Source organism: Rhodococcus sp. T7 (assembly GCF_009872365.1).
Lineage (GTDB): Bacteria > Actinomycetota > Actinomycetes > Mycobacteriales > Mycobacteriaceae > Rhodococcus_F.
This window is the reverse complement of the sequence record NZ_WXYH01000243.1, coordinates 59,970-83,541: the sequence shown is the minus strand read 5'-3', so window position 1 is coordinate 83,541 and position 23,572 is coordinate 59,970. Positions and strand designations below refer to the sequence as shown.

Here is a 23,572-nt window from a genome sequence, read left to right as displayed (position 1 = left end):
CCCGCGCGCCGCCTCCCGTGACCCCGAGGGCGGCCGTGAGGGCGTCGACGGCGCCGCGGTCGCCGGTCCACCGGCCGAGTGCAAGGACCGCGGCCTTGCGCACGTCGAGGTGCGCGTCCGTCAGGGCGTCCGCCAGCGCGGGCACCGCGACGTCGGGGTCCGCTCCGGCGAGTGCCCGGGCGGCGCCCTGCCGGATCTGCCAGGCCGACTCCCGCAGCGCCGCTGTCGCGAGCGCGGCGTCGTCGCCGCGGCAGCCGAGACTCGCGAACGCCGTGAGCGCGGCGGCGCGCACCAGCGGATCCCGGTCTCCGGCCAGTGTGCGCACCGTCGCGACACCGCCGAGCCCGACGGTGGCCAGGCCGTGCGCGACGGTGATACGCACTTCGCGGTTCTCGTCGTGTGCTCCCTCGGCCACCGACTCCCACCGGTCGAGCGACACCAGTGCCCGCACTGCTTCGATCCGGACGTGGTGATCGGCGTCGGACAGTGCGGCCAGGAACTGCTCCGCCGAACCGGCGTGCAGGGCCCGCAGAACGTCCACCACGGCGGCTCGGACCACGGCGTCGGCCGAACCCAGGTGCTCGGCCAGTCCGTCGCCGGACGGCAGCACCTCGACGAGTTCGCGGAGTCCGTCGGCGGCGGCGCGGCGCACCGTCACCGCGCCGTCGCCGAGCGCGTCGACGAGGGCGGCACCGAATCCGTCGGGTGTTCCCTCCGTCAGCACGGACAGTGCCGTGACACGGACCTGCGGATCGGCGTCCTCCAGATACGGTGCGAGTTCGGCGACGCTCGGGGCGTCCAGTCCGAGGACCGCGACGATGGCCGGCGAGGACGGCTCCTGCCGGACCGGCGCCGCGATGCGGGAGCGTTCCTCCACCGGCGCCCGGCCGCCGACCAGCGGCGGCTGAGCGACGGGAATGACGGTCCGGTCCACCGGCGGAAGGGAATCGAGTCCGGGCACCGGCACGAAGTACGGTTCGACGGGGCGCTTGAGGAACTCCATGTCCCCGTTCTCGCCGCGCCGCAGATTCAGGTGGTAACCCCATTCGTCGTCCCGCTGCTCGGGAAGATCGGCGCGTTCGTGGTACAGCCCCCAGCGGCTCTCGGTCCTCGTGAGCGAACTGCGGGACGCCATTTCGGCGCAGTCCCGGATGAACGTGACCTCCGCGCAGCGCATCAGCTCGTGCGGGGTGGTCGCGCCCATCCCGGCGATCTCCCCCGCCATCCGCTCGAACGTCTCGACGGCGATCGACAACTTCGTCGCCGTCTTCGGCGGCGCCACATAGTCGTTGACGAAGCGGCGCAGCTTGTACTCGACCTGCGGCTGGGGCGGGCCGTCCGGGTTGCGCAGCGGCCGGTAGATCAGCTCGTGCGCGGCGGCCAGTTGCTCCGCGGGCAGCGCGGCCGGCGCCTCGACATCGGGCAGGGTGCCGGTGGCGTGCGATCCGGCGAGGTCGCCGTAGACGAATGCGCCGATCATGTAGTTGTGGGGGACGCAGGCCAGGTCGCCTGCGGCGTACAACCCCGGGACCGTGGTGGCGCCGTGCTCGTCCACCCACACCCCGGACGCGGAATGTCCGCTGCACAGGCCGATCTCGGAGATGTGCATCTCGATGTCGTGGCTGCGGTAGTCGTGCCCGCGGTTCGCGTGGAACGTGCCGCGGGTGGGGCGTTCGGTGGTGTGCAGGATCGACTCGAGCGTGTCGAGGGTTTCCTCCGGCAGGTGGCTGACCTTGAGATAGATGGGGCCGCGCGCGGATTCGATCTCGCTCTTGACCTCGCTCATCATCTGCCCCGACCAGTAGTCGGAGTCGACGAACCGCTCCCCCTCGGCGTTGACCTGGTAGCCGCCGAACGGGTTCGCGACGTACGCGCAGGCCGGGCCGTTGTAGTCCTTGATCAGGGGGTTGATCTGGAAGCACTCGATGCCGCTCAGTTCGGCGCCCGCGTGGTAGGCCATCGAGTAACCGTCGCCCGCGTTGGTGGGGTTCTCGTAGGTGCCGTAGAGGTACCCCGACGCCGGGAGCCCCAGCCGGCCGCACGGGCCGGTCGCGAGGATGACCGCTTTCGCGCCGACCGCGACGAACTCGCCCGTGCGGGTGTTCAGCGCGGCGGCGCCGACGGCCCGGCCGTTCTCCGTCAGGACGCGGACGGGCATCAGCCGGTTCTCGATGCAGATCTTCTCGCGCATCTTCCGCTGCCGTAGCACCCGGTAGAGAGCCTTCTTCACGTCCTTGCCCTCGGGCATCGGCAGCACGTACGAACCGGAGCGGTGCACCCGGCGGACCGCGTATTCGCCGTACTCGTCCTTCTCGAACTTGACGCCGTACTTCTCGAGGCGCTGCACCATTGCGAAACCGCGGGTGGCCGTCTGGTACACGGTGCGCTGGTTGACGATTCCGTCGTTGGCGCGCGTGATCTCGGCGACGTAGTCCTCGGGTTCGGCCTTGCCGGGGATGACGGCGTTGTTGACGCCGTCCATTCCCATGGCGAGCGCACCGGAATGGCGCACGTGCGCCTTCTCGAGCAGCAGCACGTTCGCGCCGTTCTCGGCGGCGGTCAGTGCCGCCATCGTGCCTGCCGTGCCGCCGCCGATGACGAGGACGTCGCAATCGAGTCGGACGGTGTCGGCGAGATCGGGGATGTCCATCAGGTCTCCGGAGTGTGGTTCAGCGCGCCGAGAACGTCGGCGCGGGCGGCACGGGTGCCGGGATGGTCGAGGTGGTCGCGGTCACGGGGGTGCGGGATGTCGACGAGTGCCCGCAGCGGCTCACCCGCCCGGCCCAGCACCGCCACCCGGTCACCGAGCAGCACCGCCTCGTCCACGTCGTGGGTCACGAACACCACCGTCGTCGGGTGCGTGCTCCACGTGTCGACGAGCAGTCGCTGCATGACGCCGCGGGTCTGGGTGTCGAGGGCGCCGAACGGTTCGTCCATCATCACGGCCCGCGGTGCCCCGGCGAGGCCGCGCGCCAGCTGCACCCGCTGGCGCATGCCGCCGGACAGGTTCTTCGGCAGGAAGTCGCCGAACCCGGTCAGGCCCACCTCCGCGATCCAGCGGTCGGCGGTCTCACGGCGCCCCTTGCGGGGTTCGCCGCGTAGCGCGAGGGCCAGTTCGATGTTCGAGCGCACCGTGCGCCACGGGAGCAGCGCGTTGTCCTGGAACACGACCGCCCGGTCCCGCGACGTCGACTCCACCGCGGCGCCGTCGGCGACGACCCGTCCCGAATCGGGCGGCAGCAGGCCCGCCAGTGCCCGGAGCACGGTGGACTTGCCGCACCCCGAAGGTCCGGTGAGCACCAGGATCTCGCCGGGCACCACGGTCAGCGACAGCGAACGGATGACGGGTTTCCCGGTGTAGGACAGGGTGACGTCGTCGAGGACCAGCGACATCCCCGCGGCCACGGAGGTTCCGGCGGTGGCGGTCATGCGCGCTCCCCTCGTGGCAGCCAGCGGGTGACGCGCCTGCCGAGCAGTTCGACCGCCCCGGACGTGAGAAACCCGAGGATGCCGATGGTGATCATGCCGACGAAGACGCCGGGGTAATCGACGATCGTGTACGCCTGCCAGGTGCGGTACCCGACACCGAGCCTGCCGGAGATCATTTCGGCGGAGATCACGCAGATCCAGGCGACCCCGATCCCGACGGACAGTCCACCGAACACGCCGGGCAGGATCCCGGGCAGCACGACCCGGGCCAGCACGTCCCAGCGTCCGCCGCCGAGGGTGCGCACCGAGTCCTCCCACAGCGTCGGCAGTGCCCGGACGGCGTGCCGGGTGCTCACCATGATCGGGAAGAACGCGGCGACGAACGTGATGAACACGATGCCCGCCTCGTCGCTGGGAAACAGCAGGATCGCGACGGGTACGACCGCGATGGCGGGGATCGGCCGGGCGAGTTCGGTCAGCGGGCCGAGGACGTCGGCGAACAGTTCCGATCGGCCGAGCGCGATTCCGGTGGCCACCCCGACCACCGTGGCCAGTCCGAATCCGCTGAGGATGCGGATCAGCGACTGTCCGAGGTCGAGGTAGAACAGGTCGGTCTGCAGCTGGGTGCCGAACGCGGACACCACGTCGGTGACGGTGGGGAGCGTGTCGAACCGCAGCCACAGCCGGACGTCGTGGGCGGTCAGCAGTTGCCACGCGAGGATCGCGCCCAGCACGGAGGCGACTCGCACGAGCCGGGATCGCCACGGCGACGACCGCCGGCGGGTCGCCGGATCATGTTCTTCCACAACGGCTTCGGTGCCGGGCAGGACGTCCGGTTGTTCCAGCGTGGTCACGGCCGGACCTCCTCGACGGCGCGGTCGTAGGTGACCACGGCTCCCGACGGGTGCGCGCGCAGGTAGCGGTCGGCCGCGGCGCCGGTGGTGAACGGCAGGAACGTGTCGCCGTCGCGCACCCACACCGCCTTGTCCGCGAACCATCGGGTGCCCAGTTCGGCGTCGGGAACGTAGCCGGCGCGCACGGTGTGACCCTCGGCGCGGGCCTGCTTCACCGCCCGGAGCAGGCAGGTGGGGTTTGCGGCCGGCTGCGTCTCGGCGGCGCCGTCGAACCACAGCTCGCCGGCCAGTGCCGGGTCGCTCGCGGGCGCGGCGCACACGGGGTCGGTACCGGCGACGGCGGCGGGGTTGGTGGTGGACGCGAGTGTGGTGTCGTAGTCCTGCCCGTCCGCCTCGAACGCGGACCGCAGCGGTGCGTCGTTCACGAAACCGTCGACGTCGAGGTCGGCGAAGTCGCCGATCGACTTCAGGTACGGCACATCGTTCTTCAGCGCACCGATCAGGCCGGGCTTGAGCGTGGTGTCGAAGGAGGTGCCGCCCGGGCCGTTGTACAGGTACACGACCTCCTGCGGCAGGCCGCTCGCGTCGGCGACGATCCGCGACGCCTCGAGAGGTTCGGTCTGCACGAACCGGGTGGCGTCGAGTTGCGCCCGGAGGAACGCGTCGAGCACCTCGGGGTGCTCGTCCGCGTACGCCTCCCGGACCACCACACCGTGCAGGGTCGGGGTGTTCAGTTCGGCGCCGTCGTACAGCAGCTTGGCCTTGTCCTGGAAGACGAGAAGTCCGGGCCACGCGACGAACTGCGACAACGCGGCCACCTGACCGGATTCCAGCGCCGACGTTCCGACCTGCGGCTGCTGGTTCAGCACCTCGACGCCGGTGGCCGGGTCGATTCCGGCACGGTCGAGTGCCTGGACGAGGGTGCCGTGGCCCGCGGAGCCGACGCTGGCGGAGACCTTCCGGCCCGCCAGATCGCCGAGCGTGGTCGCCGGTGAGTTCGGCGGCACCACCACCATGTTCAGGGCGCCCTTGGGGTTGTAGCCGGTCACCGAGACGATCTCTGTCTTCGAGCGCGGGTTCGCCTGTGTGCGGGAGCCGTTGATCAGCATGGGGTAGTCGCCCATCGATCCGATGTCGATCTTCTCCGCCACCATCTGGGCGGTGATCGGCGCACCGGTGTCGTAGTCCTGCCACTCGACGGAGTACTTCGTCCCTGTCAGTTCCGTGACGTCCTGCAGACGCTGTTCGAGGTAGCCCTGCGCCCGCAGCAGGGTTCCGGCGGTGACGGTGTTGATCGTCTTGGACTGGTACCCGATCACCACCGTGACCGCGTCACCGGTGCCGGCCGACGGATCGAGGGAGCAACTCGTCGCCACGAGTGTCAGTGCCGCGGCGGCGATCGCGAAGGTGGAGAAACGTCGCTTCATCTGTGTGGTCTTTCGCTCAGCGGAGGAGGTACGGCATGTTCACGGTGACCGCGCCGGTCGGGCAGCGCGCGGCGCAGGGGCCGCAGTACCAGCACTCGTCGACGTGCATGAACGCCTTGCCGTTCTCCGGGTTGATGGCGAGGGAATCGAGCGGGCAGATCTCGACGCACAGGGTGCAGCCCTCGATGCACAGCGACTCGTCGATGGTGACGGGTACGTCGGCGCGTTGGTTGACCAAGGTCATGAGGTGAGCTCCCAGTTCGTGATGTCGGGTCTGCGGACGAGGTTGCTGCGCATTGTGATTCGGTCACCGCGCATGCGGATGTATTCGAGGTCGACCGGACGTCCGTCGACGAGCCGGGTGAGGCGCTCGAGCAGCAGGAGCGCCGCACCCTCGGGGGTCTGGAGGTTCGCGGCGGAGTGCGCGTCGGCGTTGACGGATTCGATCGCCAGATCGGCGGAACCCAGTGGCTGACCGCAGACCTCCTCGATCAGCGCGAACACGTCGTTGGTTTCGAGGTCGCGGCCGAGGATCTCGGCGCCGATGTCGGGGACGAGGTACGTGAGGTCCAGGCTGAGCGGCAGGTCGCCGAGGTAGCGCACCCGTTCGATGTACACGGCGGGTTCGCCCGGCTCCAGCTGCAGCCGGCGGGCGACTGCGGGCGGCGGGGCGATCTCCACGGCCGCGCGGACGTCGTTGCGGACCTCGCCGTGCCCCTTCAGCGTCTCCTTCAGCCCCAGCAGGGCGTCGAGGCCGTGGTCGTACTTGCGCTGCGCCACGTGGGTTCCCACGCGCGGGGCGCGGTCGATGAGTCCCTCCTGCTTCAGCAGTGCCAGCCCGTCGCGCACCGCGTTGCGCGACACGCCGAACTCGGCGGCCAGCTCCGATTCCGACGGCAATCCGCGCTCGGCGAAGGACTCCGCGTGGATCTGCTGACGCAGCAGGTCGGCGAATCTGCGCGCATGGTCCGCACGGGAACTGCGTGACGCCGTCGGGAGGGGAGTCGGATTCACCACCAGGTTTCCTTCGTCGATTGTGCGTGTGAGCTGGACGAAGACACACGCTAACGGCAGTCCGCGGGGCCCGGAGTCGTGGCGGACACCCGCCCCGGACGCCTCGGCGAATCGGCCGGGTCCGCTCCTGCGGCGACTCGTCTCACCAGCGCGAACACGACGGAGTACCGGTAATGCGCCAGTCGGAGGCGGGCCCGGGAGTTCCAATCACGGTGATTCGAAGTGGCTCCGTCCGCCGAACGAGCGCACAACTCTAGGTTAGGCTTACCTTCTATTTTCGTCCCGAAGGAGTCGTCACCGTGTTCGCACCCACCGCCCGACGTCAGCTCGCCGTCGCACTCGCCGTGGCCAGTTCGTCCCTCTTCCTCGCCGCGTGCTCGTCCGGCGACGGCGGAGGCAGCACGGAGACGTCCGGTGAGGGATTCCCGGTCACCATGGAGAACACGTTCGGATCGACCACCCTCGACGCGGCACCCGAACGCATCGTCACCCTCGGATGGAACGCCCAGGACGTCGTCTACGCCCTCGGCCGGACACCGGTCGGCATGCCGAAATACACGTACGGCGCCGAGACGAACGGCGTGATGCCGTGGCTGCAGGATCGTTTCGACCCGTCCGCGACCACGTTGCTCGACGCGGCCACGTCCACCCCCATCGAGGGCGTCGCCGCGCTGGCACCCGATGCAGTCCTCGCCCCGTACGAGGGATTCGACGAGGAGACGTACGAGAAACTGTCGGGAATCGCCCCCACCGTGGCGTACCCGGACAAGGCGTGGCAGACCACGTGGCAGGACCAGACCACCCTGATCGGGCAGGCACTCGGGAAGAGCGCCGAGGCCGAGCAGCTCGTGGCCGGTCTCGACGACACCCTCGCCCAGACCGCCGCCGCGCATCCCGAGTTCGCAGGCAAGACGATCTCGGTGATCAACTTCGACACCGACGCCGCGACCGTCAACGTCTACATGCCCTCCGATCCCCGCGTCCAGGTGCTGACCGAGCTCGGCTTCACCGTGTCGCCCGGTGTGCAGAAGCTGGCCGCGTCGAACGATCCCGACAAGTTCTTCGCCGACATCTCCGTGGAGAACATCTCCGGTGTGGACGCCGACGTCGTCGTCGCGTTCGTCCCGGAGAACACCACCGTCGCGGCGAACCCGGCCTACGCGAATCTCGGTGCCATCGGCCGTGGTACCGCCGTCGCGCTGTCGGACACGAAGATCATCTCGGGGCTCAGCCAGACCAGCGTCCTCGCGACACCGTGGGTTCTGGACAAGCTGACGCCTCAGCTCAGCGAGGCCGCGAAGAAAGCGGGTGCCTGAACGCCCGCCTGAGAGGCGGTGTCGGGCGTAGCGTATTCCGGGACACCTAGTTCGCTTGTGCCCGCATCAGGAACGCTCGTCGAAAGCAGGTATGCGATGACGCAGATGTCCGAAAGACACACCGCGAAGGTCATCGGCGTCACCGTCGCCGCCGCGGTGGGTGGGTTTCTCTTCGGTTTCGACAGTTCCGTCATCAACGGCGCCGTCGACTCCATCCAGGACCACTTCGAGCTGGGGTCGTTCTTCACCGGCTTCGCCGTGGCGATCGCGCTGCTCGGATGTGCTGTGGGGGCGTGGTTTGCGGGCCGCCTCGCGGACCGCTGGGGCCGCAAGAAAGTGATGCTGCTCGGCTCGGTGCTGTTCGTGGTCTCCTCGTTCGGATCCGGTCTCGCGTTCAGCGTCCCGGACCTGATGGTGTGGCGCGTCCTCGGCGGCCTGGGCATCGGTATCGCGTCGGTCATTGCGCCCACGTACATCTCGGAGATCGCGCCTGCCCGCTACCGCGGCGCGCTGGCGTCGCTGCAGCAACTGGCGATCACTCTCGGCATCTTCGCCGCGCTGTTGTCGGACGCGGTGCTGCAGAATGCGGCGGGCGGCGCGTCGGAAGAGCTGTGGCTCAACCTCGAGGCGTGGCGCTGGATGTTCCTCGTCGGTGTGATTCCCGCGGTCGTGTACGGCGTTCTCGCCCTGATGATCCCCGAGTCGCCGCGATACCTGGTGGGCAAGCATCTCGATCAGGAGGCCGCCGACGTCCTCGCGAACATCACCGGCGAGCTCGACCCGCACGAACGCGTCTCCGAGATCCGGCTGACCCTCCGCCACGAGTCGACGGCGTCGTTCGACGATATTCGCGGCCCGAAGTTCGGGCTGCAGCCACTCGTCTGGGTCGGCATCTTCATGGCCATCTTCCAGCAGTTCGTGGGTATCAACGCGATCTTCTACTACTCCACGACGCTGTGGAAGTCGGTGGGCTTCACCGAGAACGAATCGTTCACCACGTCGGTGATCACCGCGATCATCAACGTGGGCATGACGTTCGTGGCCATCCTGTTCGTCGACCGGATCGGCCGGAAGATTCTGCTCGAGGTGGGCTCGCTCGGCATGTTCGTCAGCCTGCTCCTCGCCGCTGTCGCCTTCTCCCAGGCGACGGGCAGCGGCGACGATGTCGTGCTCCCCAGCCCATGGGGAGCGCTCGCGCTGATCGGCGCCAACCTGTTCGTGATCTTCTTCGCCGCCACCTGGGGCCCGATCATGTGGGTGATGCTGGGCGAGATGTTCCCCAACAACATGCGCGCCTACGCCCTCGGCATCAGCACGGCGGCGAACTGGATCGCGAACTTCACGGTCACGCTGTCGTTCCCGCCGCTCACCCGCTCGGTGGGGCTGTGGTTCCTGTACGGGCTGTTCGCGTTCTTCGCGTTGCTGTCCTACTTCTTCGTCCGGTTGAAGGTCCGGGAGACCAAGGGCATGGAACTCGAGGAGATGCACACCTGACCCCGGCATCCTGACCCGGCACCGACGAATCCGGCCGAATCACACTGTGATTCGGCCGGATTTTCGTGCGGGGCGGTCGGTCTACTGGCCGCTGTTCTCCGCGCGCTGCGAGTCGAGGCCGGCGACGACACCGTTCTGCTGCCCGGGGCGCAGGTTGCCGAGGGCGGCGAACCACCCGGTGATCTGCCTTGCGACGTCCTGCGCGGTGAGTCCCAGCTCGGTGTGGATCTGCGCGCGGGACGCATGGTCGAGGAACCGCTGCGGAACACCGAGATCACGACAGGGCACGTCGACCCCGGCCGACCGCAGCGCGGCGGACACGGCGGACCCGACACCGCCGTGCAGACCGCTGTCCTCGACGGTGACCACCATCGTGTAGTCCTCGGCGAGCTTCAGCAGCGACTCCGGGACCGGCAGCACCCACCGCGGGTCGACGACGGTCGCCGAGATGCCCTGCTGTTCCAGACGTTTTGCGGCTGCGAGCGCGAGGCCGGCGAACGCGCCGACCGACACGATGAGCACGTCGTTGCGCCCGGAGGGGGCGTGCAGGATGTCGACGACGCCGTCGAGCCTGCTCACGGCGGGCACGTCGTCACCGACCGTGCCCTTCGGGAAACGGAGCGCGGTCGGCCCGTCGTCGACGGCCAGCGCCTCACCCAGTTCCTCCCGCAGGGTGGCGGTGTCGCGGGGAGCCGCGACCCGCATCCCGGGGACGATGCCCAGCAGCGACATGTCCCACATGCCGTTGTGGCTGGCGCCGTCGCTGCCGGTGATACCCGCGCGGTCGAGGACGAGGGTGACGGGCAGCTTCAGCAGGGCCACGTCCATCAGCAACTGGTCGAAGGCACGGTTGAGGAACGTCGAGTAGACGGCGACCACCGGGTGCAGGCCGCCGAGCGCCAGGCCTGCGGCCGACGTGACGGCGTGCTGCTCGGCGATGCCGACGTCGAACATGCGGTCGGGGTACTTCTCGCCGAACGCGGCGAGACCGGTCGGGCCAGCCATGGCGGCGGTGATCGCCACGATGTCCTGTCGGTGGCTCGCCTGCTCGATCAGCTCGGCGGAGAACACCGACGTCCAGTCGGCGGACGCCGATCCGGCCGACTTGCCGGTGACCGGGTCGATGACGCCGGTCGAGTGCATCTGATCGGCAACGTGGTTCTCGGCGGGCGCGTAGCCCATGCCCTTGCGGGTGACGGCGTGAACGATGACCGGTCCGCCGAACGCCTTCGCGCGGCGCAGCGCGGATTCGAGCGCGGCCTCGTCGTGGCCGTCGACCGGTCCGAGGTACTTGATGCCCAGGTCCGTGAACATCACCTGCGGGGCGACGGCGTCCTTGAGGCCCGCCTTCATGCCGTGCAGGACCGAGTAGGCGGTGCGTCCGACCCACGGCAGCTTCTTCACCATCCGCCGGCCGCTGTCGAGGATGCGCTCGTAGCCCGGCTGGAGCCGGAGGGCGGCGAGGTGGTCGGCGAGACCACCGATGGTCGGCGCGTACGAGCGGCCGTTGTCGTTGACGACGATGACCACCGAGCGGTCCTTGCCTGCGGCGATGTTGTTCAGCGCCTCCCAGCACATGCCGCCGGTCAGGGCGCCGTCACCGACGACGGCGACGACGTGCCGGGCCTGTCCGGTCAGTTCGAAGGCCTTCGCGAGGCCGTCGGCGTACGACAGCGCCGCCGACGCGTGGGACGACTCGACCCAGTCGTGATCGCTCTCCGCCCGGCACGGGTACCCGGACAGGCCGCCCTGCTTGCGGAGCGAATCGAAATCGTCCTTGCGGCCGGTGAGGATCTTGTGGACGTACGCCTGGTGGCCCGTGTCGAAGACGATCGGGTCGGCAGGCGACTCGAAGATGCGGTGCAGTGCGAGGGTCAGTTCGACGACGCCCAGGTTGGGGCCGAGATGCCCGCCGGTCGCCGCGACCTTCTGCACGAGGAACTCACGAATCTCCGCGGCGAGCTGCTTCATCTCCGCCGGATTCAGCTGACGAAGATCGTCAGGCGTCTGGATACGGGCAAGAACACCCAACGAGATCGCTCCCTCCGTGATGCACGCTGCCTTGCGTGCCTCTGCCACGTGGCTTCGTGTCACGTCACAGTGGAACCAGTCTACGGAGCCGCGGAAGGGCGGGACACACGGTACCGGTCGCGGCGACCGAGTGGTGGGGCTTCGTCCTCGGGCATTCCGGCCACAGCCGTGACCGGCTTCACACAATTGCGGCGCTGGGCGGGCCCGGCGGAACACCCGACTTCGTCGTGAACAGGCTCTAGGGTTTTCTCATGAGCACCGTCGTGGACGCGCTGATCGGAAAAGTCTTCACCGAGACCCGGGAGAACCGCGGCGGACAGCTCGCCGACTACATTCCCGAACTCGCCGCGGTGGCCCCCGACTCGTTCGGCATCTGCGTCGCGACCGTGGACGGCTACGTGTACGAGGTCGGCGACACCCGCCTGCCGTTCACGATCCAGTCCACCTCGAAACCGTTCACGTACGCCCTCGCGCTCGCCGATCGCGGTTCCGCCGCCGTCGCCGAGAAGATCGACGTCGAACCGTCCGGGGAACCGTTCAACGAGATCAGCCTCGACCCGCGGACGGAGCGGCCCCGCAATCCCATGATCAACGCCGGGGCGATCACCGCGACGTCGCTGGTTGCCGGTCCGGATCTGGAGACGCGGTTCGAGCGGATCCGGTCCACGTACTCCCGGTACGCGGGGCGGGACCTGACGTTCAACCGGTCGGTGTACGAGTCCGAGTCGGGGAGCGGGCACCGCAACCGGGCGATCGGCCACATGCTCCGCTCGTTCGACATCATCACCGGCGACCCCGACGAGGCGGTCGACCTCTACTTCCGCCAGTGCTCCCTCGACGTGACGTGCCGCGATCTGAGCCTGATGGCGGCGACGATGGCGAACAACGGCGTCAATCCCGTCACCGGGGACACCGTCCTCGAGCCGGCGCTGGTCGAGCGGGTCCTGAGTGTGATGTCGACGTGCGGAATGTACGACGCCGCGGGCAAATGGGTCTACGAGGTCGGGCTTCCCGCCAAGAGCGGCGTCGGGGGCGGCGTGCTCGCCGTCCTACCCGGGCAGATCGGGATCGCGATCTACTCGCCGCGTCTCGATTCCCACGGCAACAGCGTCCGCGGAGTCGAGGCGTGCCGGGCCCTGTCGAACGAGTTGGAGCTGCACTTCCTGCACGTCACCCGCGCCGCCCGTTCCGCGGTACGCGCCCGCTACTCGGTGTCGGACGCCCCCTCGCGGATGCGGCGGTCCCCCGCCGAGCGCGCTGCCCTCGACGACGTCGGCAAGCGCAGCCGGATCTACGAACTGCACGGGGATCTGCTGTTCGCCGGCGCGGAGAGCGCCGTCCGCGAGATCGGCGGCGTCGAGGAAGACCTGGAGGCGGTGGTGATCGACGTCCGGCGCGTCGACGACGTCAGCGGGGTCGCGCGCCGGATGTTCGAGACACTGCGGGCCGACCTCGCAGAGTGCGGGTGTGCGCTGGCGTTCGTCGACCCGGCCGGTCTGCTCGGCAACACCCGCTCCGACCTGTCGGGGAGGGCGGGCCGGGTGTTCGCCGACCTGGACGCCGCCGTGCAGTGGTGTGAGGACATCCTCCTCGACCGGCACTGCAGCACCGCCCGCCAACCGTCCTCCGTCACGATCGCCGAGCACCCCATGCTGTCCACCCTCAGCGCGAAGCAACTCGAACGGTTCACCCGCGACCTGGTCACCCACTCGTATGCACGCGGTGACCTCGTCATCCATCGGGGTGACCCGGCGGCCGGGCTGTTCCTCATCCTGTCCGGCAGGGTCAGCTCCACGATCACCGACCAGTCGGGTGCGGTGCACCGATTCATGACGTTGTCGGCAGGGATGAGCTTCGGGGAGATGACGATGATGCTCGACTCCCGTTTCCTCAACGACGTCCGTGCCGACACCGAGGTGACGGTCGCGGTGCTGACCACCGAGCGCTACGCCGAAATGGCTTCGGAGGAGCCGAAACTGAAGCTGGCACTGCTCGAACGTCTCGCGTCGGGCGCGTACGAGCAACTCGACGTGATGCTGCGGGCGCTGCTGCGCCAGGGCGGTGGACTCTGACCGGCTCGCGGGAAAACCCTCGCGGGAAAAACCGTTGCCCGAATCGGAAAAATCGGACAGGCTTGGGGCTCGGAACCGCCGACGCTCGAATCGAAAGCAGGGTGCAATGCTCACAGCGACCAAGCTGGCCATCGAGACGACGGGACTCGTCAAGACATTCGGATCCACCCACGCGGTCGACGGCCTCGACCTGGCCGTGCCCCTCGGAGGCGTCTACGGCGTCCTAGGCCCGAACGGCGCGGGCAAGACCACCGCGATCCGCATGCTGGCCACGCTGCTGCCCCTCGACGGTGGCACCGCCACGGTGCTGGGTCACGACGTCGCGACCGAACCGGACGCCGTGCGCGCCAAGGTCTCCCTTACCGGGCAGTTCGCCTCGCTCGACGAGGATCTGACGGGCAGCGAGAATCTGCTGCTGCTCGGCCGGCTGTACGGGTACTCCCGCGCGGCGGCCCGAACCCGGTCCGAACAGTTGCTGTCCGCGTTCGGGCTCGACGAGGCGGGCAACCGGCAGGTGAAGAACTACTCCGGCGGCATGCGACGCCGACTCGACATCGCGGCCAGCATCATCGTCACCCCGGAGATGATCTTCCTCGACGAACCCACCACCGGTCTCGACCCGCGCAGCCGCAATCAGGTGTGGGAGATCGTCCGCGCACTGGTGGCCGGCGGAACGACAGTGCTGCTGACCACCCAGTACCTCGACGAGGCCGACCAACTCGCCGACCGGGTGGCCGTCATCGACCACGGCAAGGTGATCGCCGAGGGCACCACCGGCGAACTCAAGGCCTCCGTCGGATCGGGTGCGCTGCACGTGCGGGTCACCGACATCGCCACCCGCCCCGCCGCGGCGGCGCTGCTGCGGGACGTGCTCGAGGTGCCGGTCACCGAGGAAGCCGATCCGGCCGCCCTCACCGCCCGCATCGACGACCCGGCCCGGGTCTCGCGGGCGCTGCCCGCACTCGACGACGCCGGAATCGCCGTCAGCACATTCGCATTGGGGCAGCCGAGCCTCGACGAAGTCTTCCTCTCCCTCACGGGCCGACCCACCGAGGAGCACGCATGACCTCCACCACCGACCGGACCGCCGACACCGCAACCGCTGTCGCCGACGTCCTGAAGATGCCCGGCCCGAGGCCCGCGCGACCCACCGCGCTGTCGACGTCGCTGTCGTTCGGCTGGCGGGCCCTGCTCAAGATCAAACACGTCCCCGAGCAACTGTTCGACGTGACGATGTTCCCGATCATGTTCACGTTGATGTTCACGTACCTGTTCGGGGGTGCGCTGGCCGGATCGACCAGCGCCTACGTGCAGTTCCTGCTGCCGGGCATCCTCGTGCAGACGGTCGTCATGATCACCATGTACACCGGTCTGACGCTCAACAAGGACATCGAGAAGGGTGTCTTCGACCGGTTCCGCTCGCTCCCGATCTGGCGTCCGTCGCCTCTCGTCGGCGCGCTGCTCGGTGACGTCGTCCGCTACACGATCGCGTCGATCATCGTCCTGATCCTCGGGCTGGTCCTCGGGTTCCGTCCGGACGGCGGGCTCGTCGGTGTGGTGGCGTCGATCGGACTGCTGCTGCTGTTCTCGTTCAGCCTGTCGTGGATCTGGACGATGTTCGCGATGCTGATGCGCACCGAGCAGGCGGTCATGGGCGTGTCGATGTTCATCCTGTTCCCGCTGACGTTCGCCAGCAACATCTTCGTCGACCCCGCGACCATGCCGGGCTGGCTCCAGGCGTTCGTCGGTGTCAACCCGATCAGCAAGCTGGTGACGTCCATTCGCGGGCTCATGGCCGGGACGGTGGAGATGGCGGATCTCGCCGTCGTGTTCGGGTGGTGCGCCGGGTTCATCGTGATCTTCGGACCGCTGACGATGCGCCTGTACAACCGCAAGTCGTGACGGTGCCGGTGTCCGATCCCGCCGAGCGGGCGGTGACCGTGCGCGGATCGGGAATCGTCTCCGCGGTTCCGGATCTCGTCCGCGCCGCCGTCACCGTGACGGCGACGCGCCCCGCGGTGGCCGATGCGTTCGAGGCCGTCGCCCGGTCGACAACTGCCGTCACCGATACCCTGCGCGGGTACGGCGTCTCGGGCCCCGACCTCGCGACCACGGGGCTGTCCGTGCACTCCGAGACCACGTGGGCCGAGGGCCGGGGCAGCGAGGTGACGGGTTACACCGCGGCGACGACGCTGCAGATCACGGTCCGTGCGGCCGGGGCGTCCGCCCCGTCGCCGGCGCAGGTGGTCGCCGCCTGCGTGGGTGCGGGTGGTGACGACATCCGCCTCGGCGGACTCGAATTCGACTTCTCCGATCCGGCCGCGCTGACGGCGACCGCGCGGGAACGGGCGTGGGCCGATGCACTCGCCAAGGCGGAGCAGTACGCCTCGCTGTCGGGGCGCGCACTCGGCGAGGTCCTCGACATCGCGGAGGTCGACGTCGGTGACGTGTCCCCGCGACCGGTCGCGAAGGCGTTCGAGGTGGCCGACGCCGCCATCGCGATCGAACGGGGCGAGAAGCCGACGCGGGTGGACGTGCGTGTGCGGTGGCGGCTGGTCTAGGGCCGGGGGCCGCGCTGCTGCACCGAGGCGGCGAACGTGTCGGTGAGCTGGGTCAGCGACGTCACCGCCGCCAGTGCCTGTTCCTGCGACCAGTCCTCGAGCATGCCGCGCAGCCGTTCGGCCCGGCGTGCGGTCGTCTCGGCGAGAATGTCCATCCCGCTCGGCGACACCCGGATGCGGGATGCCCGCTTGTCGTCGGGATCGGCGGCGCGGGAAACATATCCCGCGTCGACGAGTTCGGAAATCTGCCTGCTCAGCGAGGACTGGCTCACGCACAGGTCGGCGGCCAGTTCGTTCTGGCGGCACTCCCCTCGCGCGGCGAGCACGAAGAGCACGCTCGTCAGTGCGGGCGCGATCGGGGTCTCGCCGGTCGCGGAGACGACCGCCCGCAACGACCGCCCGAGCGCGAACACCGCATCGACGAGCGCCTGCGCCGTATCTGCCTGTACCGACATCCTGTCCCCGTCCCGAACACCCACTACTTGCGAGCTCGACTATACGTATTGTTGCGTTCGGTAAGGAACTTCGTCACCGCGTCAGCAACGCGATGCACTCCACGTGGTGGGTGAGAGGGAACGCGTCGAACGCACGCAACTCGTCGACATGATATCCCTGCCCGAGGTACAGACCGATATCGCGGGCGAACGACGCCGGGTCGCACCCCACGTGCACCACCCGTTCCGCGCCCGCGGCGGCGACCGCCTCGATCACCTCACGCCCCGCACCCGCGCGCGGCGGATCGAGCACCACGACCCGTGGCGGGGAGGCCAACCCGGCGATCGCGCGCTCGACCCGGTCTGCGTGGAAACGCACCTGCGGGAGGTCGGAGAGGGCGGACTTCCCGTCCGCCACGGCCTGGCGCGCGGACTCCACGGAATCCACGTGCCCCGACGACCCGGCGCCCACGGCCAGGGCGGCGGCGAACACCCCGACTCCGCCGTACAGGTCCCATGCGGTCTCACCTGCGGTGAGCCCGGCCCATTCGGAGACCACCGTCGAATACGTCTCGGCGGCCCCGCGATGCGCCTGCCAGAACCCGGTGGCGGCCAGTTCCCATTCCCGGTCGCGTACCCGCTCCACCGGGCGACCCGATCCCACGACCACCCGCTCCGCGCGCGGCGCACCGCCTGCCGCCCGCCGCGCCATCGCACCGCGCCGCCCGGGACTCGTGCGGCCGGTCCGCGACACCTTCGGCGGCGCGATCTCGACCACGTGCCGCTCCCCCGCGCCGTCGAGAACGATCTGCACCTCGCTGCCGGGCTTCCAATCGTGTTCGCCCACACCGTCGTAGGCGGCGGCCTCGATCTGCGGGCACGCGAGGTCCGTGACGATCCCGGAACTGCGGTGCCGGTGATAGCCGGGACGGCCGTCCGGGTCCACGGCCAGCCGCACCCGGGTGCGCCAGCCGGTGCCGTCACTCGTGCCGGGCAGTTCCTCGACCTCCACGTCCCGCTGCACCCGCGCGAGCCGCACAAGCTGCTCCGACACGACCTGCGACTTCATGTCCCGCTGCAGGTGCAGGCTCGCGTGCGAGAAGTCGCAGCATCCCGCGCCGCCCGGACCCGACACCGGGCACACCGGGGCGACCCGCTCCGGGGACGCGTCGAGGATCTCGATCGCGTCGGCCCGGCAGTAGGACCCGCCGCGGTCCTCGGTGACCCGGGCGATCACCCGCTCACCTGGCAGCCCGTGCCGGACGAAGACCACCCGTCCCTCGTGGCGGGCGACGACGAACCCGCCGTGCCCGGGATTTCCCAACCGCAGTTCGAGGTGGCGGTCCGACCAGTTCTCACTCAACGCGTCTCGTCCGTCACTTGTCGTCGGGTTCGTAGCCGCGGCGCGAGGCCCCGGCCGTGTATTCGATGTTCAGCGTCTTCGCCTTCTCGGACGAGTTCAGCTGCCACGGGACACTGGTGACCATCACGCCCGGCTGGAACAGCAGCCGGCTCTTGAGCCGCAGCGCACTCTGGTTGTGCAGGATCTGCTCCCACCAGTGCCCCACCACGTACTCGGGAATGAACACGGTGACGACGTCCCGCGGCGAGTCCTTGCGGACGCGGCGCACGTAGTCGAGCACGGGTTTGGTGATCTCGCGGTACGGCGACTCGATCACCTTGAGCGGCACCGCGATGTCACTCTTCTCCCATTGCCGCACGAGCGCCCGGGTGTCGGGTTCGTCGACGTTGACCGTGATCGCCTCGAGTGTGTCCGGTCGTGTCGCCCGGGCGTAGGCCAGCGCGCGCATCGTCGGCATGTGCAGCTTGGAGACGAGGACGATGGAGTGCGTGCGGCTGGGCAGCACCCCGTCCCATTCCTGTTCCTCGAGTTCCCGCGCGACGCTGTCGTAATGCTTCCGGATCATCTTCATCACGACGAAGATCGCGACCATGGCCACGATCGCGATCCAGGCGCCCGCCGCGAACTTCGTGATGAGCACAATGATCAGGACGGCGCCGGTCATGGCCAGGCCGATGGAGTTGATCACCCGGGAGCGCTGCATCCGCCGGCGCGAAGCGGGATCGTTCTCGTTCTTCAGGTGCCGGGTCCAGTGCCGGATCATGCCCGTCTGGCTGAGCACGAACGAGACGAACACGCCGACGATGTACAGCTGGATCAGCTTGGTCACCTCGGCGCCGAACAGGACGACGAACGCGATCGCCGCCCCGGACAGGAACAGGATGCCGTTGCTGAACGCCAGGCGGTCGCCGCGGGTGTGCAGCTGACGGGGCAGGTAGCGGTCCTGCGCGAGGATCGAGCCGAGCACGGGAAATCCGTTGAACGCGGTGTTGGCGGCCAGCACCAGGATCAGCGCGGTCACGATGGCGATGAAGTAGAACCCGATGGGGAACCCGCCGAACACCGTCTCGGCGATCTGCGCGATCAGTGTCTTCTGGTGGTAGCCGGCCGGGGCGCCGATCAGCTGCTCGGCCGGGCTGTGCGCGTACACGATCCCGATCTTCTGAGCCAGGATGATGATGCCCATCAGCAACACGATCGCAATAGACCCGAGCAGCAGCAGCGTGGTCGCCGCATTGCGGGACTTGGGCTTCTGGAACGCGGGAACACCGTTGCTGATCGCCTCGACACCGGTCAGTGCCGCACACCCGGACGAGAAGGCCCGGGCGATCAGGAACGCGAACGCGATCCCGTACAGGTGGGAATCCTCGGCCTCGAGCTGGAAACCGGACGATTCGGCATGCAGGTCGTTGCCCAGCACGTAGATCTGGAAGAACCCCCACAGCAGCATCAGCGCCATACCGACGATGAACGCGTACGTCGGGATTGCGAAGGCGGCACCGGATTCGCGGATGCCCCGCAGGTTGATGGCGGTCAGCAGGACGATGGCCGCGACCGCGAACAGCACCTTGTGCTGTGCCACGAACGGGACCGCCGAACCGATGTTGGACGCCGCCGACGAGATGGACACGGCCACCGTGAGCACGTAGTCCACCAGCAGGGCGCTGCCCACGGTCAGACCGGCGGTGGGACCGAGGTTGACGGTCGCGACCTCGTAGTCGCCGCCGCCGGACGGGTAGGCGTGCACGTTCTGCCGGTAGCTGGCGACCACCACCGCCATCACGGCGGCGACGGCGAGTCCGATCCAGGGGGTGTAGGCGTAGGCGGAGATGCCCGCCACCGACAGCACGAGGAAGATTTCCTCGGGCGCATAGGCGACCGACGACATCGCGTCGGACGCGAAGACGGGGAGGGCGATCCTCTTGGGAAGCAGCGTGTGCCCGAGCTTGTCGCTCCGGAAGGGTCTGCCTAGCAGTAGCCGCTTTGTGGCGGTCGAGAGCTTTGACACTGCCAAAGCGTAAGCCGTCCGCAGAAAACCTGGACCCTCACCCACCAATGTGTCCGGATTGCGATCTCTGTCCCGGTTGCTCTTCCGTCCGGGCACTGTACGGTTCGATTCGGTACGCACGTACTCGAGACGTGAAACCAGAGCCCAGAAACGGAGTACAAGGTGTATGTGGTCATCATGGGATGCGGCCGGGTCGGCTCATCCCTCGCCGGCTCGCTGACCCGGATCGGCCACGAGGTCGCGGTCATCGATCGCGACCCCGCCGCGTTCCTGCGTCTCGAGCCCGACTTCCCCGGACACACCGTCGTCGGCATGGGTTTCGACCGTGACGTGCTGGTCAAGGCCGGTATCGAGCGCGCGGAGGCGTTCGCCGCCGTGTCGTCCGGAGACAACTCCAACATCATTTCCGCGCGGGTCGCCCGCGAGACGTTCGGTGTGGAACGCGTCGTCGCCCGGATCTACGACGCGAAGCGCGCCGCCGTGTACGAGCGGCTGGGGATCCCCACCGTCGCCACCGTCCCGTGGTCGACGGACCGGTTCCTGCACACCCTCACCCGCGACAGCCAGACCGCCAAGTGGCGCGACCCGTCCGGAACGGTCGCGGTCACCGAGTTGTCCCTGCACGAGGATTGGATCGGCAGGCCCGTCGCCGAACTGGAGGCGGCGACCAATTCACGGGTCGCGTTCATCATCCGCTTCGGCACCGGCGTCCTGCCCGACCGCAAGACGGTCTTCCAGTCGGACGACCAGGTGTACATCGCGGCCGTGTCGGGAACGGTGGCCGAGGCCGTCGCACTCGCGGGCAATCCCCCGCCTTCGGACAATTGAGACGGCAGTGAGAATGTTCACGATCGACCACCCGAACGGAAGCAATCGATGAGAGTCGCAATCGCAGGAGCCGGCGCAGTCGGACGCTCGATCGCGCGCGAACTGGTCCGCAGCGAACACGACGTCATGCTGATCGAGCGCAAACTCGAGCACGTCGAGCAGGAGTCGGTACCCGAGGCGACCTGGGTCCACGCCGACGCGTGCGAGCTGAGCAGCCTCGAGGCGGCCTCCCTGGAAACCTACGAGGTCGTGATCGCGGCCACCGGTGACGACAAGGCCAACCTGGTCCTCAGCCTCCTCGCGAAGACCGAGTTCGGGGTCAGCCGCGTCGTCGCCCGCGTCAACGATCCGCGCAACGAGTGGTTGTTCGACGAGTCCTGGGGCGTCGACGTCGCCGTGTCCACCCCCCGCATGCTCGCCTCGCTGGTGGAGGAGGCGGTGTCGGTCGGCGATCTGGTGCGGCTGATGACGCTGCGCCAGGGGCAGGCCAACCTCGTCGAGGTCACGCTGCCCGACAACACGCCCCTCGCCGGGAAACCCGTCCGCAAACTGCAATTGCCCCGCGACGCCGCTCTGGTCACCATCCTCCGCGGTGGACGAGTCATCGTGCCGCAGCAGGACGATCCGCTCGAGGGTGGTGACGAACTGCTGTTCGTCGCCGCGGTGGACGTCGAGGACGACCTGCGCGCGGCGGTCGGTCTCTCGTAGCCGCCCGGCGCGACCGCGCCGAATTCGTCTCCGCCGCAACCGGTCAGCCCCCAGGCGGTCCCGGATCGGAGGGCCGCGCTCAGGGGCGGTCGGGTTCCTCGCGGGGGCCGCCCGCTTCCGTGTCGTCCGTCGGTACGCCCGCGTCCTCGGCCGGGCCCGGTTCGACGATCCGGTCGGCCCGGCGTACGGCCCAGATCGTCACCAGCAGAGCCAATCCGGCCAACGGCCAGCCCATCGCGATGCGGGCGAACGCCAGCCAGCCGGTCTGGTCCGCATCGTAGAGTTGCGACTGCACGAGGTACCGGGCCGCGAACACCAGCGCCCAGGCGGCCGTGGCCACGTCGTAGGCACGTACCGCGCCGCGATGGCGCCGCCAGAGGTTGCCGTGGCCGTTGAGGAAGCCCCAGATCAGGCCGACGAGCGGCCGGCGCACCAGAATCGAGATCACGAAAACCGCCCCGTACGCGAGGCTGGTGTAGATGCCGAACAGGAAGTACCCCTTGGCATCGCCCGTGCGGTAGGCGATGAACGCGGAGATACCGACGCCGAAGAACCCGGACACCGCGGGCTGGATGGGGCTGTGGCGGATGAGACGCCAGACGAGAATGGCGACGGCGACGCCGAGGGCCGCCCAGATCGCCGGGCCCAGACCCCACACACCGTTGACCGGAACGAAGACCAGGATGGGCAGGGTCGAATAGATCAGCCCGCTGATACCACCGAGCTGGTCGAGTATGGATTGCTGCTTCGTTTCGGTCACTCAACGAGAGTGCCACACGAGACGGACCCTACGAGTCGCCGCGCAGCTCGTAATACGGGTTGAAGATCACCTTCTGTCCGTCGCGCTCACCGACGCGTCCACGCACGAGCAGGGTCTTGCCCGGCTCGATACCCGGGATGCGCCGCCGCCCGATCCACACCAACTTGATCTGTTCCGTGCCGTCGAAGAATTCCGCCTCGATGCTGGCGTTTCCGGACTTGGGACAGGCTTCGACACTGCGGAGCCGTCCGAGCATGGTGACCTCTTCACCGCGGCTGCAGTCGCAGGCACGTTGTGCGCCGGACGCCTGAGACGTCTCGGCCATTTCCTCGGCGTCCAGCTGCTCGAGGTCCTCGGTGAGCCTTCGAGTCAGCCGACGAAAATATCCTGCCGTGGCGGGTGCCATTGCGCGCTCCTGGAGCATGTGCGACGCGAGATCTTCGCGCCGCTCGTAGGGCTGTGTATTCGCCACTGTAGACCCATTGGTTCCCCGCAACCACACCACCGGAAGGCCGCTGTGACACACCAGGCAGGATCGACTCATGCCCTCTGATGACCGGCCGTCCGTGGCCGTCGTGCTCCCCGGTACGGGGTCCGATGCGGACTTCGTCGCCCGTGCCTTCACCGAGCCCCTGACCAGCCGTGGAGTGCGTACGGTCGCAGTCGAACCCGATCCCCGGCGGGTCGTCGGCAGCTACCTCGACGCGCTCGAGAGCGCCGCCGCGCAGCACGGAAGAATCTTCGTCGGCGGGGTCTCCATCGGCGCTGCGGTGGCGTTGCAGTGGGCAGGATCACACCCCGATCGTGTCGCGGGGGTACTCGCGGCGCTGCCCCCGTGGACCGGGACCGCCGCGGACGCCCCCGCCGCCGCCAGCGCCCGGTTCACCGCCGCCCGGCTGCGGGCGGACGGCCTCGAACAGGTCACCGCCGACATGATCGCCTCCAGCCCGCCGTGGCTGGGCCGGGAACTGGCGAAATCCTGGCGATCCCAGTGGCCGCACCTCCCCGCGGCGCTGGACGAGGCGTCGGAGTACCACGCGCCCGGTCTCGACGACCTCGCGCGCATCACGGCGCCGGTGGGCATCGCCGCGGCCACCGACGACGCCGTGCATCCCCTCGAGGTCGCCCGCACCTGGTCCGAACGACTACCGCACGCCGGTCTCGTCTCGGTGACACTGGACGAGATCGGCGCCGACCCGGCGGTTCTCGGCTACACGTGCCTCAGCGCGCTGGACTCGGTCCTGCACACGGCCTGAATCCCCCCGCGATCCCC

21 protein-coding genes are annotated in these 23,572 nt (G+C 68.9%); 9 read left to right on the top strand and 12 right to left on the bottom strand.

Features of this window, described 5'->3' with window-relative positions:
* The 6 genes from MLGJGCBP_RS21990 to MLGJGCBP_RS21965 form a co-directional block, all read right to left on the bottom strand.
* Positions 1-2,650: fumarate reductase/succinate dehydrogenase flavoprotein subunit (locus MLGJGCBP_RS21990; protein WP_160097999.1), on the bottom strand; the 2,650-nt coding region annotated here is incomplete at its 3' end.
* On the bottom strand, positions 2,650-3,429 hold the full coding sequence (locus tag MLGJGCBP_RS21985; protein WP_072942307.1) for an ABC transporter ATP-binding protein: 780 nt from the start codon (positions 3,427-3,429) through the stop codon (positions 2,650-2,652). The genes MLGJGCBP_RS21990 and MLGJGCBP_RS21985, both read right to left, overlap by 1 nt.
* Positions 3,426-4,283 carry an ABC transporter permease gene (locus MLGJGCBP_RS21980; protein WP_160097998.1) on the bottom strand — a complete coding sequence of 286 codons (858 nt, stop codon included), beginning with the start codon at positions 4,281-4,283 and terminating at the stop codon, positions 3,426-3,428. The genes MLGJGCBP_RS21985 and MLGJGCBP_RS21980 overlap by 4 nt, the downstream gene beginning before the upstream one ends.
* A complete protein-coding gene (locus MLGJGCBP_RS21975; protein ID WP_160097997.1) occupies positions 4,280-5,710 on the bottom strand; it encodes an ABC transporter substrate-binding protein in 1,431 nt (476 codons plus the stop codon). The genes MLGJGCBP_RS21980 and MLGJGCBP_RS21975 overlap by 4 nt, the downstream gene beginning before the upstream one ends.
* Before the next feature lie 16 nt (positions 5,711-5,726).
* Positions 5,727-5,954, bottom strand: a complete 228-nt coding sequence (locus tag MLGJGCBP_RS21970) for a 4Fe-4S dicluster domain-containing protein (RefSeq protein WP_005240903.1) — start codon at positions 5,952-5,954, stop codon at positions 5,727-5,729.
* Positions 5,951-6,730 carry a GntR family transcriptional regulator gene (locus MLGJGCBP_RS21965; protein WP_087555854.1) on the bottom strand — a complete coding sequence of 260 codons (780 nt, stop codon included), beginning with the start codon at positions 6,728-6,730 and terminating at the stop codon, positions 5,951-5,953. Before MLGJGCBP_RS21965 ends, MLGJGCBP_RS21970 begins: the two co-directional genes overlap by 4 nt.
* Before the next feature lie 293 nt (positions 6,731-7,023).
* Between MLGJGCBP_RS21965 and MLGJGCBP_RS21960 the strand changes: the two genes are divergently transcribed.
* Positions 7,024-8,040, top strand: coding sequence for an iron-siderophore ABC transporter substrate-binding protein (locus MLGJGCBP_RS21960; RefSeq protein WP_160097996.1), 1,017 nt, complete (start codon positions 7,024-7,026; stop codon positions 8,038-8,040).
* 96 nt (positions 8,041-8,136) lie between these two features.
* Positions 8,137-9,534, top strand: a complete 1,398-nt coding sequence (locus tag MLGJGCBP_RS21955; protein ID WP_087555852.1) for a sugar porter family MFS transporter — start codon at positions 8,137-8,139, stop codon at positions 9,532-9,534.
* Positions 9,535-9,615: 81 nt separating this feature from the next.
* Here the strand turns inward: MLGJGCBP_RS21955 and dxs are convergent, their stop codons facing one another.
* On the bottom strand, positions 9,616-11,565 hold the full coding sequence (gene dxs, locus MLGJGCBP_RS21950) for a 1-deoxy-D-xylulose-5-phosphate synthase (protein WP_160098001.1): 1,950 nt from the start codon (positions 11,563-11,565) through the stop codon (positions 9,616-9,618).
* A gap of 251 nt (positions 11,566-11,816) precedes the next feature.
* Between dxs and glsA the strand changes: the two genes are divergently transcribed.
* The 4 genes from glsA (at position 11,817) to MLGJGCBP_RS21930 (ending at position 16,198) form a co-directional block, all read left to right on the top strand.
* Positions 11,817-13,637, top strand: a complete 1,821-nt coding sequence (gene glsA, locus MLGJGCBP_RS21945) for a glutaminase A (protein WP_160097995.1) — start codon at positions 11,817-11,819, stop codon at positions 13,635-13,637.
* Between the two features lie 106 nt (positions 13,638-13,743).
* The gene (locus MLGJGCBP_RS21940) at positions 13,744-14,703 is read left to right on the top strand and encodes an ATP-binding cassette domain-containing protein (protein ID WP_160097994.1); all 960 of its coding nucleotides are present in this window, start codon (positions 13,744-13,746) and stop codon (positions 14,701-14,703) included.
* A complete protein-coding gene (locus tag MLGJGCBP_RS21935) occupies positions 14,700-15,539 on the top strand; it encodes an ABC transporter permease (RefSeq protein ID WP_087555849.1) in 840 nt (279 codons plus the stop codon). The genes MLGJGCBP_RS21940 and MLGJGCBP_RS21935 overlap by 4 nt, the downstream gene beginning before the upstream one ends.
* A complete protein-coding gene (locus MLGJGCBP_RS21930; protein ID WP_160097993.1) occupies positions 15,536-16,198 on the top strand; it encodes an SIMPL domain-containing protein in 663 nt (220 codons plus the stop codon). The genes MLGJGCBP_RS21935 and MLGJGCBP_RS21930 overlap by 4 nt, the downstream gene beginning before the upstream one ends.
* On the opposite strand, the gene MLGJGCBP_RS21925 is transcribed toward MLGJGCBP_RS21930, so the two are convergent.
* From MLGJGCBP_RS21925 to MLGJGCBP_RS21915, 3 genes are all read right to left on the bottom strand, one after another.
* Positions 16,195-16,653 carry a MarR family winged helix-turn-helix transcriptional regulator gene (locus MLGJGCBP_RS21925; RefSeq protein ID WP_160097992.1) on the bottom strand — a complete coding sequence of 153 codons (459 nt, stop codon included), beginning with the start codon at positions 16,651-16,653 and terminating at the stop codon, positions 16,195-16,197. The two genes, MLGJGCBP_RS21930 and MLGJGCBP_RS21925, sit on opposite strands and share 4 nt — an antisense overlap.
* A 73-nt stretch (positions 16,654-16,726) precedes the next feature.
* Positions 16,727-17,995, bottom strand: a complete 1,269-nt coding sequence (locus MLGJGCBP_RS21920) for a class I SAM-dependent RNA methyltransferase (RefSeq protein WP_160097991.1) — start codon at positions 17,993-17,995, stop codon at positions 16,727-16,729.
* 13 nt (positions 17,996-18,008) lie between these two features.
* Entirely contained in the window at positions 18,009-20,003 is a 1,995-nt protein-coding gene (locus MLGJGCBP_RS21915; RefSeq protein ID WP_087555845.1) for an APC family permease, read from the bottom strand.
* Between the two features lie 162 nt (positions 20,004-20,165).
* Between MLGJGCBP_RS21915 and MLGJGCBP_RS21910 the strand changes: the two genes are divergently transcribed.
* Together MLGJGCBP_RS21910 and MLGJGCBP_RS21905 are read left to right on the top strand one after the other, a co-directional pair.
* Positions 20,166-20,831: a potassium channel family protein gene (locus MLGJGCBP_RS21910; RefSeq protein WP_087555844.1), complete on the top strand. Its 666-nt coding sequence runs from the start codon at positions 20,166-20,168 to the stop codon at positions 20,829-20,831.
* A gap of 48 nt (positions 20,832-20,879) precedes the next feature.
* Positions 20,880-21,539 (top strand): potassium channel family protein, encoded by a 660-nt coding sequence (locus tag MLGJGCBP_RS21905; RefSeq protein WP_015890497.1) that lies wholly within the window; start codon positions 20,880-20,882, stop codon positions 21,537-21,539.
* A gap of 79 nt (positions 21,540-21,618) precedes the next feature.
* Here MLGJGCBP_RS21905 and MLGJGCBP_RS21900 read toward each other — a convergent pair whose 3' ends face one another.
* Together MLGJGCBP_RS21900 and MLGJGCBP_RS21895 are read right to left on the bottom strand one after the other, a co-directional pair.
* Entirely contained in the window at positions 21,619-22,299 is a 681-nt protein-coding gene (locus MLGJGCBP_RS21900; protein ID WP_160097990.1) for a DUF3159 domain-containing protein, read from the bottom strand.
* 28 nt (positions 22,300-22,327) lie between these two features.
* Entirely contained in the window at positions 22,328-22,705 is a 378-nt protein-coding gene (locus MLGJGCBP_RS21895; RefSeq protein ID WP_043825920.1) for an OB-fold nucleic acid binding domain-containing protein, read from the bottom strand.
* Between the two features lie 136 nt (positions 22,706-22,841).
* On the opposite strand from MLGJGCBP_RS21895, the gene MLGJGCBP_RS21890 reads away from it, so the two are divergent.
* Positions 22,842-23,555 carry an alpha/beta fold hydrolase gene (locus tag MLGJGCBP_RS21890; protein ID WP_160097989.1) on the top strand — a complete coding sequence of 238 codons (714 nt, stop codon included), beginning with the start codon at positions 22,842-22,844 and terminating at the stop codon, positions 23,553-23,555.
* The last annotated feature ends 17 nt before the right edge of the window (positions 23,556-23,572 follow it).

Coding starts and splice junctions, on each gene's coding strand:
- MLGJGCBP_RS21955 (WP_087555852.1), top strand. CDS start 8,137: ATGACGCAGATGTCCGAAAGACACACCGCGAAGGTCATCGGCGTCACC.
- MLGJGCBP_RS21890 (WP_160097989.1), top strand. CDS start 22,842: ATGCCCTCTGATGACCGGCCGTCCGTGGCCGTCGTGCTCCCCGGTACG.
- MLGJGCBP_RS21940 (WP_160097994.1), top strand. CDS start 13,744: ATGCTCACAGCGACCAAGCTGGCCATCGAGACGACGGGACTCGTCAAG.
- MLGJGCBP_RS21905 (WP_015890497.1), top strand. CDS start 20,880: ATGAGAGTCGCAATCGCAGGAGCCGGCGCAGTCGGACGCTCGATCGCG.
- glsA (WP_160097995.1), top strand. CDS start 11,817: ATGAGCACCGTCGTGGACGCGCTGATCGGAAAAGTCTTCACCGAGACC.
- MLGJGCBP_RS21975 (WP_160097997.1), bottom strand. CDS start 5,710: ATGAAGCGACGTTTCTCCACCTTCGCGATCGCCGCCGCGGCACTGACA.
- MLGJGCBP_RS21985 (WP_072942307.1), bottom strand. CDS start 3,429: ATGACCGCCACCGCCGGAACCTCCGTGGCCGCGGGGATGTCGCTGGTC.
- MLGJGCBP_RS21895 (WP_043825920.1), bottom strand. CDS start 22,705: ATGGCACCCGCCACGGCAGGATATTTTCGTCGGCTGACTCGAAGGCTC.
- MLGJGCBP_RS21970 (WP_005240903.1), bottom strand. CDS start 5,954: ATGACCTTGGTCAACCAACGCGCCGACGTACCCGTCACCATCGACGAG.
- MLGJGCBP_RS21925 (WP_160097992.1), bottom strand. CDS start 16,653: ATGTCGGTACAGGCAGATACGGCGCAGGCGCTCGTCGATGCGGTGTTC.
- MLGJGCBP_RS21935 (WP_087555849.1), top strand. CDS start 14,700: ATGACCTCCACCACCGACCGGACCGCCGACACCGCAACCGCTGTCGCC.